General features: G+C 72.8%; 12 protein-coding genes. 8 read left to right on the top strand and 4 right to left on the bottom strand.

Annotated elements, in window-relative coordinates:
• Positions 1-456 precede the first annotated feature (456 nt).
• Positions 457-576 carry a class III lanthipeptide gene (locus ACF088_RS29275; protein WP_206739719.1) on the top strand — a complete coding sequence of 40 codons (120 nt, stop codon included), beginning with the start codon at positions 457-459 and terminating at the stop codon, positions 574-576.
• A 157-nt stretch (positions 577-733) separates the two neighbouring features.
• Positions 734-2,647 carry an FAD/NAD(P)-binding protein gene (locus ACF088_RS29270; RefSeq protein ID WP_392378863.1) on the top strand — a complete coding sequence of 638 codons (1,914 nt, stop codon included), beginning with the start codon at positions 734-736 and terminating at the stop codon, positions 2,645-2,647.
• A gap of 104 nt (positions 2,648-2,751) precedes the next feature.
• On the opposite strand, the gene ACF088_RS29265 is transcribed toward ACF088_RS29270, so the two are convergent.
• Positions 2,752-3,414 carry a response regulator gene (locus ACF088_RS29265; protein WP_392378997.1) on the bottom strand — a complete coding sequence of 221 codons (663 nt, stop codon included), beginning with the start codon at positions 3,412-3,414 and terminating at the stop codon, positions 2,752-2,754.
• Between the two features lie 138 nt (positions 3,415-3,552).
• Entirely contained in the window at positions 3,553-4,701 is a 1,149-nt protein-coding gene (locus tag ACF088_RS29260; protein WP_392378862.1) for a sensor histidine kinase, read from the bottom strand.
• A gap of 362 nt (positions 4,702-5,063) precedes the next feature.
• Here ACF088_RS29260 and ACF088_RS29255 point away from each other — a divergent pair, with 362 nt between their 5' ends.
• The 3 genes from ACF088_RS29255 to ACF088_RS29245 all read left to right on the top strand — a co-directional run bounded on the left by ACF088_RS29255 (position 5,064) and on the right by ACF088_RS29245 (position 7,377).
• Positions 5,064-5,828 (top strand): hypothetical protein, encoded by a 765-nt coding sequence (locus ACF088_RS29255; protein ID WP_392378861.1) that lies wholly within the window; start codon positions 5,064-5,066, stop codon positions 5,826-5,828.
• 322 nt (positions 5,829-6,150) lie between these two features.
• Positions 6,151-6,795 (top strand): transglycosylase family protein, encoded by a 645-nt coding sequence (locus ACF088_RS29250; RefSeq protein ID WP_392378860.1) that lies wholly within the window; start codon positions 6,151-6,153, stop codon positions 6,793-6,795.
• A 213-nt stretch (positions 6,796-7,008) separates the two neighbouring features.
• Complete coding sequence (locus ACF088_RS29245; RefSeq protein ID WP_392378859.1) at positions 7,009-7,377, top strand: hypothetical protein; 369 nt, start codon at positions 7,009-7,011, stop codon at positions 7,375-7,377.
• A 203-nt stretch (positions 7,378-7,580) separates the two neighbouring features.
• Here the strand turns inward: ACF088_RS29245 and ACF088_RS29240 are convergent, their stop codons facing one another.
• The gene (locus ACF088_RS29240; protein WP_392378996.1) at positions 7,581-7,979 is read right to left on the bottom strand and encodes a hypothetical protein; all 399 of its coding nucleotides are present in this window, start codon (positions 7,977-7,979) and stop codon (positions 7,581-7,583) included.
• A 207-nt stretch (positions 7,980-8,186) separates the two neighbouring features.
• Positions 8,187-8,474: a hypothetical protein gene (locus ACF088_RS29235; RefSeq protein WP_392378858.1), complete on the bottom strand. Its 288-nt coding sequence runs from the start codon at positions 8,472-8,474 to the stop codon at positions 8,187-8,189.
• A gap of 186 nt (positions 8,475-8,660) precedes the next feature.
• Here ACF088_RS29235 and ACF088_RS29230 point away from each other — a divergent pair, with 186 nt between their 5' ends.
• The 3 genes from ACF088_RS29230 to ACF088_RS29220 all read left to right on the top strand — a co-directional run bounded on the left by ACF088_RS29230 (position 8,661) and on the right by ACF088_RS29220 (position 12,467).
• A complete protein-coding gene (locus tag ACF088_RS29230; RefSeq protein ID WP_392378857.1) occupies positions 8,661-9,791 on the top strand; it encodes a site-2 protease family protein in 1,131 nt (376 codons plus the stop codon).
• Positions 9,792-10,012: 221 nt separating this feature from the next.
• Positions 10,013-10,753 carry a PP2C family protein-serine/threonine phosphatase gene (locus ACF088_RS29225; RefSeq protein ID WP_392378856.1) on the top strand — a complete coding sequence of 247 codons (741 nt, stop codon included), beginning with the start codon at positions 10,013-10,015 and terminating at the stop codon, positions 10,751-10,753.
• A gap of 163 nt (positions 10,754-10,916) precedes the next feature.
• A complete protein-coding gene (locus ACF088_RS29220) occupies positions 10,917-12,467 on the top strand; it encodes an alpha/beta hydrolase (RefSeq protein ID WP_392378855.1) in 1,551 nt (516 codons plus the stop codon).
• The last annotated feature ends 112 nt before the right edge of the window (positions 12,468-12,579 follow it).

The raw sequence follows: 12,579 nt of genomic DNA, 5'->3' as shown, positions 1-12,579 counted from the left end.
TGCGCGATCCTCCGGCTCCAGGTGTCCCGCAACGGCACCTGGCACGTCACCACCGTGATTCCCCGCCACGACGAGTCCTCGGGAGGAGGTGTCGTCAGATGACCATCATGGACCTTCAGGGCCTGGAGGTGCCGGGCGAGCGTGACGCCCAGGCGCTTGGCTCGACCGTCTCCGGCGGCTGCTGACGCGATGCCGGGTGGACCGTGCACTGTCATGCACAGTCCTCCGGCTCCAGGTGTCCCGCAACGGCACCTGGCACGTCACCACCGTGATCCCCCGCCACGACGAGTCCTCGGGAGGAGGTGTCGTCAGATGACCATCATGGACCTTCAGGGCCTGGAGGTGCCGGGCGAGCGTGACGCCCAGGCGCTCGGCTCGACCATCAGCGGCGGCTGCTGACACAGCTGACCACACGGTGTGCGTATTCCACCACGCGCCGTGTATCTCACCGTACACATGTCCACCGATCCGCGGAAGGGAGGTGACGAGATGACCATCATGGACCTTCAGGGCCTGGAGGTGCCGGGCGAGCGTGACGCCCAGGCCCTCGGCTCCACGATCAGCGGCGGCTGCTGATACAGCGCCCGGCGGCCCCCTGCTACGGCACGGGCCGCCGGGCCCCTGTGTTTTCACGGACGTCTGTGGTTGACGGATGTCCGTGCTTGACGAACGTCCCGGGCGCCGCGGCGCTCCCGAACACACCCCATGGACACGGCCGTTGGACGGAGGCCAGGTGAACGACCCGGTGGGCCCGGCCCGCTCCCTCTGCATCATCGGCTGCGGCCCGCGCGGAGCCTCGATCGTCGAGCGGATCCTCGCCAACGTCCCCGCCCTGTACGGCGACCGGCCCCTGGACCTGCACATCGTCGACCCGTACCCACCGGGCGCGGGCCGCACCTGGCGCACCGACCAGCCCGGTCTGCTGTGGATGAACTCCGCCGCCGAGCAGGTCACGATGTACCCGGATGAGAGCGTGGAGTGCGCCGGCCCGCCGCGCCCCGGCCCCACCACCGCCGGCTGGCTCGACGCCCCGCTGCACGACGGCGCCTACGCCGCCCGCCGCGACCAGGGCCGCTATCTGCGGCACTTCTTCGAGACCGTCACCCGTGAGCGGCCCGCCTCGGTGCGGCTGTACGTCCACCGGGCGCGGGCGGTCGATCTGCGGCGCACGACCGCCGGGGCGGCACCGGACGGGCGGGGCCGCCAGCAGGTGATCCTGGACTCCGGCCAACCGCCCGTCCTCGCCGACCGGGTGGTGTTCGCCCAGGGGCATACGGACACCCTCGCCGTCTCCGCACCGGCCGGCCTGACCCGGATCGGCCCCGGGCCCGCCGACCCGGAGGCGCTGGCGGCCGTCCCGCCCGGTGCGCGGGTCCTGGTCCGCGGCCTGGGTCTGGTCTTCATCGACTGTCTGGCGCTGCTGACGGAGGGCCGCGGCGGCCGCTTCGTCCGCCCCGTCCCCGGCGGCCCGCTGCGCTATCTGCCGTCCGGGCGCGAGCCCCGGCTGTACGCGGGCTCCCGGCGCGGTGTCCCCCTGCCGCCCAAACCGGCGTATGCGGCACCGGCCACTCCGCCGGCAGCGCCCGCCACCCTGCCGGCAGCGCCCACCGCCCCTCCGGCAGCGCCCGCCACCCCGCGCTTCGCCACCGTCGACGCCTGCCGGTCCGTGCTGTCCCGGCCCGGTGCCTCCTTCGGCGACGAGGTGTGGCCGCTGGTGGTGGCCGAACTGGGCTGGTGCCACTACCGCGCCCTCTTCGCCGATCAGCCCGCCCGTACCCGTATGAGCTGGCCGGACTTCGACGCCCAGTACGCCCTGCTGCACCCCGACGCCGACCGGCTGGCCAAACTCGCCCGCGAGGCGGTGCCCGACCCCGCCGACCGCCTCGACCTGGACCGACTGGCCGACCCGCTGGCCGGGCTGCGGTTCGCCGACGCCGACGACCTCCAGCGCCGGCTGCGCAGCCTGCTCGCCGAGGAGCTGCGCCGCCGCACCGGCCCCGCGAGCGGTGTCGCCACCGCCCTGGTCGACGGCCTGCAGCGGACCGGCGCGGTCATCGAGGAGCTGTGGCGGTCCGGCGAGCTGACCGCCGGCCAACTGGCCGAGGCGCTGCACCATTTCGCGCTCGGTACGTACCTCAGCTCGGGCCCTCCGCCGCTGCGCGCCGAACAACTGCTGGCGCTGGCCGAGGCGGGCGTGGTGACGTTCGTGGGCCCCGGGATCCGGGTGGCGGCCGTCCCCGGAGACGGGGTCTTACCCGAAGACGGGGCCGTGCCCGGAGACGGGGCCCCGGGGAGCGCCCCGGGCGGCGCCGTCTTCCGCGCGACCAGCCCCGCCCTCCCCGGCACCGTGCACGAGGCCGGCATCCTCCTCGACGCCCGGCTGGCGGCACCCGACCCCGACCGGGCCACCGACCCCCTGCTGCGCGCCCTGCTGTCCCGCGGCGAACTGGTCCAGGAGCGGCCCGAGGACGGCGCGGCCGGCATGCTGCGGCTGTCCGGCGCGGGCCTGCACCCGGTCGACTCGACCGGCACCGTGCACCGGGACCGGACCATCGCCGGACCGGCCCAGTTCCCCCGTCCGCACACCAACGCCGTCTACTTCCGCCAGAACGACACCATCGCGCGCGGTCTGCTCGACGCCGACTGAGTGCGGACCGCCGGCCCGGGGCCGGGGTACCTGCTTCCCAGGTCCGGTGTCCGGTGCCCCGGGCGGGGGCCCGGGGGCCGCACCCCCGCCCGGCCCGGGTTCCCTCACCCCCGCAGTGCGATCCCGTGCTGCTGTGCCAGGATCGCGGCCTGCACCCGGCTGCGCAGGTGCAGTTTCGACAGGATCCGGCTGGTGTGCGTCTTCACGGTGCCCTCCGCGAGGTGGAGGGTTTCGGCGATGGCGCTGTTGGCCAGCCCGCGGGCGATACAGGCCAGCACCTCCAACTCCCGTTTGGTGAGGGTGTCGAGGGCCTGCGCGGCGCCTTCCGGGAGGGTGGGGCCCGCCACCGGCGGGTGGCCGGCGAACTCGGTGATCAGCCGCCGGGCGATGGCCGGGGTGAGGAAGCCGTCCCCGTGTGCCACCTCCCGTACCGCGCTGACCAGTACGGCCGGCTCCGCGTTCTTGAGGATGAAGCCGCCGGCGCCGGCCCGTAGCGCCCCGAAGATGTATTCGTTGAGGTCGAAGGTGGTCAGCACCAGCACCTCGGCGAGCCCGCGCTCCACGATCCTGCGGGTGGCGGCGACCCCGTTGAGCTGCGGCATCTGTACGTCCATCAGGACCACATCGGGCCGTAGTTCGGCGGCCATCCGGACCGCCGCCGCACCGTCGCCGGCCTCGCCGACCACCGTGATGCCCGGGTCGGTCTGCAGCACCAGGACCAGTCCGGAGCGCACCGCGGCCTGGTCATCGGCCACCAGCACCCGTATGTCCTCGGGGCGCCCCGCCGGGGCGTGGGCCGGCGCATCCGCCGGCCCGCCGCTCCGCTCGTCCGCCGCTGACTCCTTCACTGATTCCTCCACTGGCTGCTCCGCCTTTCTCGTCACCTAGGGGATCTGTGCCGGCGCCTAGGAGTGCTGGGTCAGCGGGAGCACGGCCCGCACCCGCCAGCGCCCGGGGGTGGTGCGGTCGGGTCCCGCGTCGAAGATGCCGCCGACCAGTGCGGCCCGCTCGGACATCCCGGCGAGCCCGGCGCCCGCTCCGGTGGTCAAGTGCTCCACGGGGCGCTGCCGGGCCCGGCCGTCGGGGCGGGTCAGCGGGCTGTCGACCGAGATGGTCAGCTGCTCGGCGGCGGCCTCACAGCGGATGTGCACCCGCCCCGCCGAGGCGTGCTTGAGGACATTGGTCAGTGCCTCCTGCACGATGCGGTACGCCGTCACCTCGATCACCGACGACACTTCGGGGAAGTTCTCGGGGAACTCGGTGTGCAGGGTCAGCGCCGCCGCGTCGGCGGCCGGCCTGGCCTGTTCGACGAGCGAGCCCAGCGCGTTCAGCTGGGGCCGGTCCCAGTCGTCGTCCACCCCCCGGTCGGAGCGCAACAGCACCACCATCCGCCGCATTTCGGCCAGCCCCTGCACACTGTTCTCGCGGATCACCGCGAGCGCCCGCAGTACCGGATCCTCCTCGGCGGCGCCGTCCTTCTCCCCCTTCGTCCCGGCCAGGGAGAGCACGGCGCTGGAGTGAATGGCGATGGCGCTGAGGTGGTTGGCCACCAGATCGTGCAGCTCACGGGCCATCCGGGTGCGCTCGGTCTGCAGCACGGTCTTGCGGTCCAGCTCCGCCAGCCGGTTGATCTGCGCGGCGCGCTGCCGTTCGGTGTCCGCCCGTTCCTTGTGGTTCCGTATCAACACCCCGGTCCACACCGGGGAGATGAGCAGCAGCGCGACGATGACACCGGTCGTCACCCCCTCCGAGCGGTCGCCGGTGAGGACGAGGACCACGGTGGTGGCGAGGGTGGCCGCGATGGTCCCGGTCTGCAGCAACCGGCACAGCCAGGGGGCGCCGTACAGCGCGGCCGCATAGAGCAGATCGGTATAGATGAGGACCGGGCCCAGGCCACCGCTGGACGTGGTCTCCACGGTGACGGTGAGGGTGCCGACGGCGACGGCGACCGGCGGCAGGGCGCTGCGCAGGGCGGTCGCGGCACACAGCACGAGGACCGGCAGGACGGCCTGCCAGGCGGCGATATCGCCCCCCCTCACCTGTGGGCCGCCCACGACATACAGAATCAGACAGCCGGCAAAGAAACCCACCGCCAATCTGAGATCACGGAGCGGTACGGGGCGGTGGCGCGCGTGCGTACTGGTGAAAAGACGTAACCACACATGAGGACAGTACTTCGGTGCGTTGCCCGTTCTCCTGGCCCTGGCGCCCGAATTTGGGTCCGCCTCTCGTACATCGAAGTATGTAGCCGTACATCAGCAAGAGGGATGACTCGAAGGTTCCGGAGGATCTGCAAACCTTGGGCTGTCTGTATCGATCGATGTAGGCGAAAAAGGGGGAGCGAAGAACTGTACGACGGGCCGTCACTCACCCAGTACGGCCCAGGCACCGCTCAACTGTGGAGGACGGAAAGTACGTGGAAACGAACGCCGCTCTTCTCCAACTCTGTCCGGAGCCCATTGACCTGGGCGTTCCTGACCACTGGCAGTACCCCGGCCGGGCGCGCCCGGCACCGCTCGCAGCTGCACCCGCACCTGTTCACGATCATCCGGACGTCCTGTCCACACCCGTCCCGCTCTTTGTCGTCCCCGTAGGATCCACCCCTCCCCACGGATCGGGAACGGGGCTGTCCCCCGACGGCTGTCCGGGCCTCAACGGCCACTCCCGGGCCACTCTCGACGCCGCGTCCCGCAGCCGGCTGCTGGCCCGCCTCCCCGACCGGGTGAGCGCCGCGATGGCCGCCGCCGCCCACTGGGAGCTGTACGGGACCCGCGGCCTGCTGATCGTGGCCTGTGGCGAAGACGCGCGCCGGATGGGCTTCTCGGTGGAGTCCGTCCGCCCCGGAGCGTCCTTGCCGCACACCCCGTACGAGGTGCTGACGGACCAGGAGTCCCGCACCGCGGCAGGATGCCCGGCCGTCGAACGGGAACGCCTCGTCACGCGTTTCTGGGTCCGCAAGGATGCCGCGCTGCAGGCCGTCGGCGGTGGTCTGTCCCTCGCCCCCGAACGTATCGAGGCCGGTTTCCCCGCCGACCGCGGAACGGTCCTCGTCCCCGGCCCGTACGGCCTCGAAGTCCCCGTGCTGGTAAGGAACTTCGCCTTCTCCGACTCCTACGAGTTCGCCGTCGCCACCCCCGAACCGCTTGCCCTCACCCCGTCCTTCGCCTATTCGGTCGTGTAAATGCCCGTTTCCACAGGGGCTGCGGTAAGCGCACCGGCGCGGAATTGCTGCGGCTGGCTTGAATTCGGACCTTGACGACCTTGACGACCGTGACGTAGGGCGACGGCACAGAAATTGAGCGGCCGGCCGGATTCCCCGGCCACGGGGCCAAAGGGCCGTGCGACGCGGGGGCCTCGCATTGCACCCACCCGGGTGAAACACGCGCATGTCGCACTCCCCGGGAACGCCGAAAACCATATTGCCGGGTTAGTTGGTGCGTGCCCACCGGTCGTGGCGAGTACTGCGCCACGGCGTTGCCGGAGCACAGCGGAGGATTCCCGTCATGCCGTCGCCCCTCGCCAAACGGTCCGTCGAAAGGCTCCTGTCCGTGCTGCTGGTCCTCCTGGGCGTCGTGGGCCTGGCCGGCCTCACCGGCCCGGGCACCGCGGCGGCCGGGCCGTCCTTCGGCCCGCCGGGGCCCGACTGGGAGCGCATCGCCGCCTGTGAGAGCAATGGCCGCTGGCACATCAACACCGGCAACGGCTACCACGGCGGTCTGCAGATCGACCCCGCCACCTGGCGTGCCTACGGCGGCCGCCGCTACGCGCCGCGTGCCGACCTCGCCACCCGCGCCGAGCAGATCGCCATCGGCGAGCGCATCGCCCGGGACCGCGGTCTGTCCGCCTGGCCCAACTGCGCGGGTTCCACCAGCGGCTCCGCCGGCAGCTCCGCCCCCGCCGCCCGGCAGGCCCCCACGGCCGACCGGGCCCCCACGGCCGACCGGGACCCCGCTCCGCGCGCCCACACCGCGACCACGTCCATCACGGCCCGTACCTATGTCGTGCATCGCGGCGACTGTCTCTCCGCCATCGCCGAACGCGCCCACACCCCGGGCGGCACCAAAGCCCTGTACGCCCTGAACAAGCATGCGCTCGACAAGGGCCCGGACCACATCTACCCCGGACAGCGGCTGCGGCTGCGGAGCTGAGAGCGGCGCCGCAGCCGCGTCGGGGACGGTCCGCCCACCACCGCGGCGGGGTCCGCCGCCGCGGTGCCGGGGAGAGCCGTCACGGTGAATCCACTGCTCGGTCAGAGTGAATGCGCGGGACGGGCCGTTGCTCAGGCTTGGTGGATGGGAGAAGGCCCGATAGCAAGACCGCGGGTACCCAACCGCGAGGTGCAGGAGCACACAGTGAAGAACATGGCACGCATCAATTTCGTGATCGCAGGAGCTTGCGGTCTGCTCCTGGCGGCCGGGGCGTCGCCCGCCCAGGCATGGGACGGGGGGCCGTACGGCCTCGACGGGGTGTGGAACAGCGACACCGTGGCGAGCTTCCACGCCGGCTTCAGCTGCCGGAACCGGGCAAGGATCTGCATCAACGGTCCGCTGAACAGCGGAAACGTCAGTAACTCGCAGAACGTCCATCTGTCCGGCAACAACACCGACAGCGGCAGCCCGACCAACGTCAACGGCAACACCAACGACGACGCCGGCGGCACGACCGGAGCCGAGAACAAGACCAGCAACGACATCCAGCACGTCGGCCGCGGAGGTAGGCAGCAGCTGTGACCCGCTCCTGATCCGGCCCTCCGGCCCCGGCTCGTCCGGGGCCGGAGGTGCGTGCGGCGGCCGGTGCGGCGGCGCTCTTGGCCGGGGCCGCCGCGCCCACCTCGGCCCCGGACATGACGATCGCCCGGCGGAAGCTCCGCCGGGCGGTCGATGGACGGCGCGCGGGCCGTGGCCGCAGCCGTCCTCAGGACGTCATGCCCCGCTCAGTGCAGGAAGCCTCCGAGGATGCGCTGGATGTTGTTGCTGCTGCCCGACGAAGCACCGGTGGCGGAGTTCGCGCTGTTGGTGGACCCGTTGGTGTTGGCGATATTGCCGCTGTTGTTCGGGTTCCCGTGGTTGAGGAAGTTGCCGCTGTTGAGGCTGTTGCCGCTGTGCACCGGCCCGTTGATGCAGGGGTGCGGGGACTTGACCACCGGGGACTTGTAGTTGAAGTCCGCGAGGCGGTTGTTGCAGACCACCCCGGAGACCATGCCGGTCACGGTGCCGAGATCGGCGCCCACCGCGGCCGAGAGCAGGGACTCGCCCGGAATGGTCTGCGCGCGGGCCATCCCGCTGCCGAACAGCACCAGCCCGCACGCCCCGACGATACTTCCCGCCTGCACAATTCTTCTCACGTCGCTCCTCGCCGATTCGTCCTTCTGATGCCAGACGTATCGTGCTGCCGTTGCCGTCCCGCAGTGTCGTTCAACCCGCGGGAGGTAAAACGCTCGTCGGCCACAATCAGCCGGGTGGCCCAACAATTCGCGAGCGTTTCCGAGGAGGCGAAGGCGTGTGCGCGGGCCCGCCGCGACGGGTGTGCCCACGGCCCCCTACAGCACCAGCCGCTCCGGCATGGGCTGCGCCACACCGTCCAGCTCCAGCGTGCAGCGGGGCATGGAGGGGACGAGGTGCGGCTGGCGCAGCAGGATCCGGAAGGGGTGGGCGGGCTCTTCGGGGAGTTCGCCGGTCAGCACGTTCATGCCGGCGCGGTGTTCCTTCTGGTACGCGATCACCTTGCCGTCGACCAGCAGCTCGATCTCCCCGGCCCGGCCGGGCCCGACATTCACGGTGATCGAGTGATCACCCTGGTCCAGGTGGAAGTGGTGGCGGTGTCCCATGACGCACCTCCGGCGAATCGGTCCGTACCACCAGCGTGCCACCCCTGAGACCGGCAGTCCTTTCGTCCCTCCTGCGCAGGTGGTGCGAGCGACAATGGTGGTGGGCGCCGGATCGGCCGGTTCACGGAGTGCAGGTCGCCACGGCCTGCTCCCGGGGACCGGGCGCCGGGCCGGCAGGAGACGACGATGAACGGCTCGGTCCGTGTGGGACAGGTGGTCGGGGTGCCGCTGCGCATGCACTGGAGCGTGCCGCTGCTGGTGGGCCTGTTCGCGTACGGACTCGGTCATCAGGGGCTTCCCGTCTGGACGCCGGGCCGCTCGGATGCCGTCTACGCCCTTGCCGGTGTCATCGGGGCCGTACTGCTCATGGGCAGCCTGCTGCTGCACGAGACGGCCCATGCGGCGACCGCGCTGCGGAAGAAGATCTCCGTCCAGGACGTGACGCTGTGGGCGCTGGGCGGTACGACCCGGATGGGGCGGCCGCAGTCCGCGGCGGCGGCCTTCGCGGTGGCCGTGAGCGGGCCGCTCACCAGCCTGGTCATCGGTGGCATCGCGCTCGGGGCCGGGTTCGGGCTGCACGGGCTGTCCGGCTGGGCGGTGCCCTCCGTCGTCCTGGCGTGGCTGGGCTGGGCGAACCTGTTCCTGGGGGTGTTCAATCTGCTGCCCGCGGTGCCGCTGGACGGCGGGCGGGTGGTGCAGGCGGTGCTGTGGTGGCGCACCGGGGACCGCGACCGGGCGGATCTGGCGGCGTCCCGGGGCGGCCAGATCATGGGGCTGCTGCTGGTGGCCGCCGGCTGGATCTCCGTGCTCCGCGGGGCACCGGGCGGGCTGTGGATCGTCTTCATCGGCCTCTTCGTCATGATCGTCGCCGGGGCGGAGCGGCGCCGCGCCGCCCTCCACACCGCGCTGCGGGGGATACGGGTCGCCGAGGCCATGACCAGCCCGGTGGCGACCGGCGCCGACTGGCTGACCGTCCGGCGCTTCATCGACGAGGTGGTCGTGCACTCCCGCCACTCCGTGCTGCCGCTGCTCGACTTCGACGGCCGCCCCAGCGGCATCGTGCAGATCCGCCGGCTCGCGGCGGTGCCCGGCCCGAGCCGGGAGACGGTGCGGGTACGCGAGGCGGCGATCCCGCTGTCCCAGTGCGCGGTCGCCGCGCCGGACGATCTGCTCAGTGAGGCGCTCGACAGAATCAGCCTGCGTACCGGCGCGCGCCTCCTCGTCGTGGACGCCGGGCACCTGGTGGGGATCGTCACCGGGAAGGACATCGCCCGGTTGATGCAGCGCACCACCCTGAGCGGCAGGCAGAACGGCTGACGGACCGGCGGACAGACGGGCAGGCATGCGGTCTGACGGACCGGTGACCGTCGGCGGCAGGACCGGACGACCGGCCGACCGGACGGCTCCGGCCCCGGCCCGTCCGCCGTCGATGTCCTCAACGGGCGCGCGAAGCCGCCGGGTGGCCACAATGGACGTACGGCGGGCCACGGGGGAGGACGGTCCGCCGTAGCGGAGCACCGGAGCAGCGGAGCCGGCCCATGCCCTACCTCACCGTGACCGCCCTGAGCCACACCGGGCTGATCCGCGAGCACAACGAGGACAGCCTGGTGGCCGGCCCCTGGACGCTCTGCGGCACGGTGACCGAAAACCCGCAGACGCTGGTGTTCCCGCTCGGCACCCCGCTGGTCGTCGCGGTCGCCGACGGCATCGGAGGGCAGCCGGGCGGGGAGGTGGCCAGCGCACTGGTCGTCCGGCAGCTGGCCGCGCTGGGCCCTTCTCTGGAGGGCGAGGAGGCGGTGCGGGCCGCCCTGGACCTCTGCAACCGTGCGGTGTACGCGGCGGCCGAGCGGGACCCGGCGCTGACCACCATGGGCACCACGGTCGCCGGCGCGGTCGTCGGGGAGAAGTCCGTACTGGTCTTCAACGTCGGTGACAGCCGGGTCTTCGAGGCGGCCGACGACGGCCTGCGCCAGGTGAGCGTGGACGACAGTCCGCCGCTGTCGCCGGGGCGGCGCACCACCTCGCTCCTCACCCAGGCGCTCGGCGGCGCTCCGGAGTTCAGTGCCGTCGTCCCGCACCTCACGACCGTGCCGCTGTCCGTGGGCGACCGCTATCTGGTGTGCAGCGACGGGCTGACCGACCCCGTCCCGGAGGAGGATGTCGGCGGTCTGCTGCGGCTCCACTCCGGCGGCCGGGCCGTCTTCGAACTGTGGAAGGCGGCCATCGAGGCGGGCGGGCCCGACAACATCACGCTGGCGCTGATCACCGTCGGGGAGTGAGGCGGGCCGTCCGGGGCGGGCAGGTTCCGAGGTGGGCCGGTCCGAGGCGGCACCGGCGGGACCCGGCCGAGGGGCGTACGGCGGCCCGCCCTCCGGATAACGCCAGCACGGCGCTCCCGGCAGCCGGATGGGCGGCGGACCGCCGCTCAACAACAGTTCCTCCATGACGACTTACCGGAAGACTCACCTGACGGCCCATGCCCGCCGCGCCCTTGTGCTCACGCTCTCCGCCGCAGCCGTGGCCGGCACCCTGGCCGCTCTCTCCCCGGCGGCCCGCGCCCAGGTACCCGGCGCCGCGGCCCGCGCCCCCGGCACCTCGGGGCCCGCCCTCGCCTGGGGGCCGTGCGCCGGGCCCGGCCTTCCCGGGCAGGAGTGTGCCGAGCTGCCCGTACCGGTCGACTACCGCGACCCGGACGGGCCGCAGCTCACCCTCGCCGTGTCCCGGGTGCGCAGCGACCGGCCCGCGGCCCGCCGGGGCACGCTGCTGGTGATCCCCGGCGGGCCGGGCGGATCCGGGGTGGCGCGGATGGTGGCGAAGGGGAAGGCGCTGGGGAAGGAGCTGGCCGGGGCCTACGACCTCGTCAGCTTCGATCCGCGGGGAACGGGCGGCAGTGCGAAGGCGGGCTGCGGACTCGACGCCGACGACCGGCATCTGGTCAACCTGCTGTCCTGGCCGGAGCCGGGCGGCGGCATCACGGAGAACATCGCCCGGTCCCGGCGGATCGCCGAGGCGTGCGCCCGGCACGGCGGTGCCGTGCTGCGCAGCATGTCCACCGCGAACGAGGTGCGCGATATCGACCGCCTCCGCCGGGCCCTGGGCGAGGAGAAACTGTCGGCCTGGGCCGCCTCGTACGGGGCCTACGTCGGGGCGGTGTACGCGCAGAAGTACCCGCAGCACACCGACCGCTGGGTGCTGGACAGCAGCGGTGACCCCGACCCGTCCCGGGTGGGGCGGGGATGGCGGGCGAACATGGCGGTGGGCGTGGACGACCGGTTCCCCGACTTCGCGGCCTGGGCGGCGGACCCCGCCCGGGAGGACGAGGGCCTGCGGCTGGCCGAACGCCCCCAGGACGTACGGCCGTTGTTCCTCGCGCTGGCGGCGAAGCTGGACCGGGTGCCGAAGGAGTCCGCCACGAAGGGCATCCCGCTGACCGGCAACCGGCTGCGCCAGGCCCTGCTGAGCGCCCTGGGCGGCGACCGCCTCTTTCCCCAGCTGGCCCGGCTCGTCCGGCAGGCCCAGGACCCGGCCGCACGGCCGGTGCTGCCCGATGCTCTCGCCGGGCCGCTGCCGGACGAGCAGGCCGCGGCGGTGACGGCCACCGTCTGCAACGACGTGCGCTGGCCGGCGTCGGCCGCCGCATACCGGCGCGCGGTGGCCCTCGACCGCGCCCGGCACCCGCTCACCGCCGGGCTGCCGGTGAACGTCACGTCCTGCGCCTTCTGGAAGAACGCACCGGCGCAGCAGCCCACGCGGATCACCGCCGACGGTCCGTCCAACATCCTGATGCTCCAGAACCGCCGGGATCCCGCCACGCCGTACTCCGGCGCCCTGAAGATGCGTCAGGCCCTGGGCGGCCGGGCCCGCCTGGTCACCCTGGAGCACGGCGGCCACGAGGCCTACCTGGGCAACGGCACCGCCTGCGGGGACCGGGCGGTCACCGCCTTCCTGACGACGGGGCGGCGGCCGGAGCGGGACGCGTACTGCGCCGACTGAGCCGGGGCCGGGCTGCTGCCGGTGCGGTCCGGCGGATCCTCGGGCCGGCCTCCCCAGGGGTCCCTGGGGAGACACCCTCTGGCGCGGACGGGCGACATATCTGCCCGCGTGC

The sequence above is a fragment of the Streptomyces sp. NPDC015125 genome, assembly GCF_043080045.1.
GTDB lineage: Bacteria > Actinomycetota > Actinomycetes > Streptomycetales > Streptomycetaceae > Streptomyces.
Note: the sequence above shows the minus strand (reverse complement) of the source record. Positions and strands in the feature narration are given on the sequence as shown.

Excerpts from the sequence above, each read along its gene's own strand:
- ACF088_RS29225 (WP_392378856.1), top strand. The coding sequence starts at position 10,013 with ATGCCCTACCTCACCGTGACCGCCCTGAGCCACACCGGGCTGATCCGC.
- ACF088_RS29245 (WP_392378859.1), top strand. The coding sequence starts at position 7,009 with ATGGCACGCATCAATTTCGTGATCGCAGGAGCTTGCGGTCTGCTCCTG.
- ACF088_RS29230 (WP_392378857.1), top strand. The coding sequence starts at position 8,661 with ATGAACGGCTCGGTCCGTGTGGGACAGGTGGTCGGGGTGCCGCTGCGC.
- ACF088_RS29275 (WP_206739719.1), top strand. The coding sequence starts at position 457 with ATGTCCACCGATCCGCGGAAGGGAGGTGACGAGATGACCATCATGGAC.
- ACF088_RS29220 (WP_392378855.1), top strand. The coding sequence starts at position 10,917 with ATGACGACTTACCGGAAGACTCACCTGACGGCCCATGCCCGCCGCGCC.
- ACF088_RS29235 (WP_392378858.1), bottom strand. The coding sequence starts at position 8,474 with ATGGGACACCGCCACCACTTCCACCTGGACCAGGGTGATCACTCGATC.
- ACF088_RS29250 (WP_392378860.1), top strand. The coding sequence starts at position 6,151 with ATGCCGTCGCCCCTCGCCAAACGGTCCGTCGAAAGGCTCCTGTCCGTG.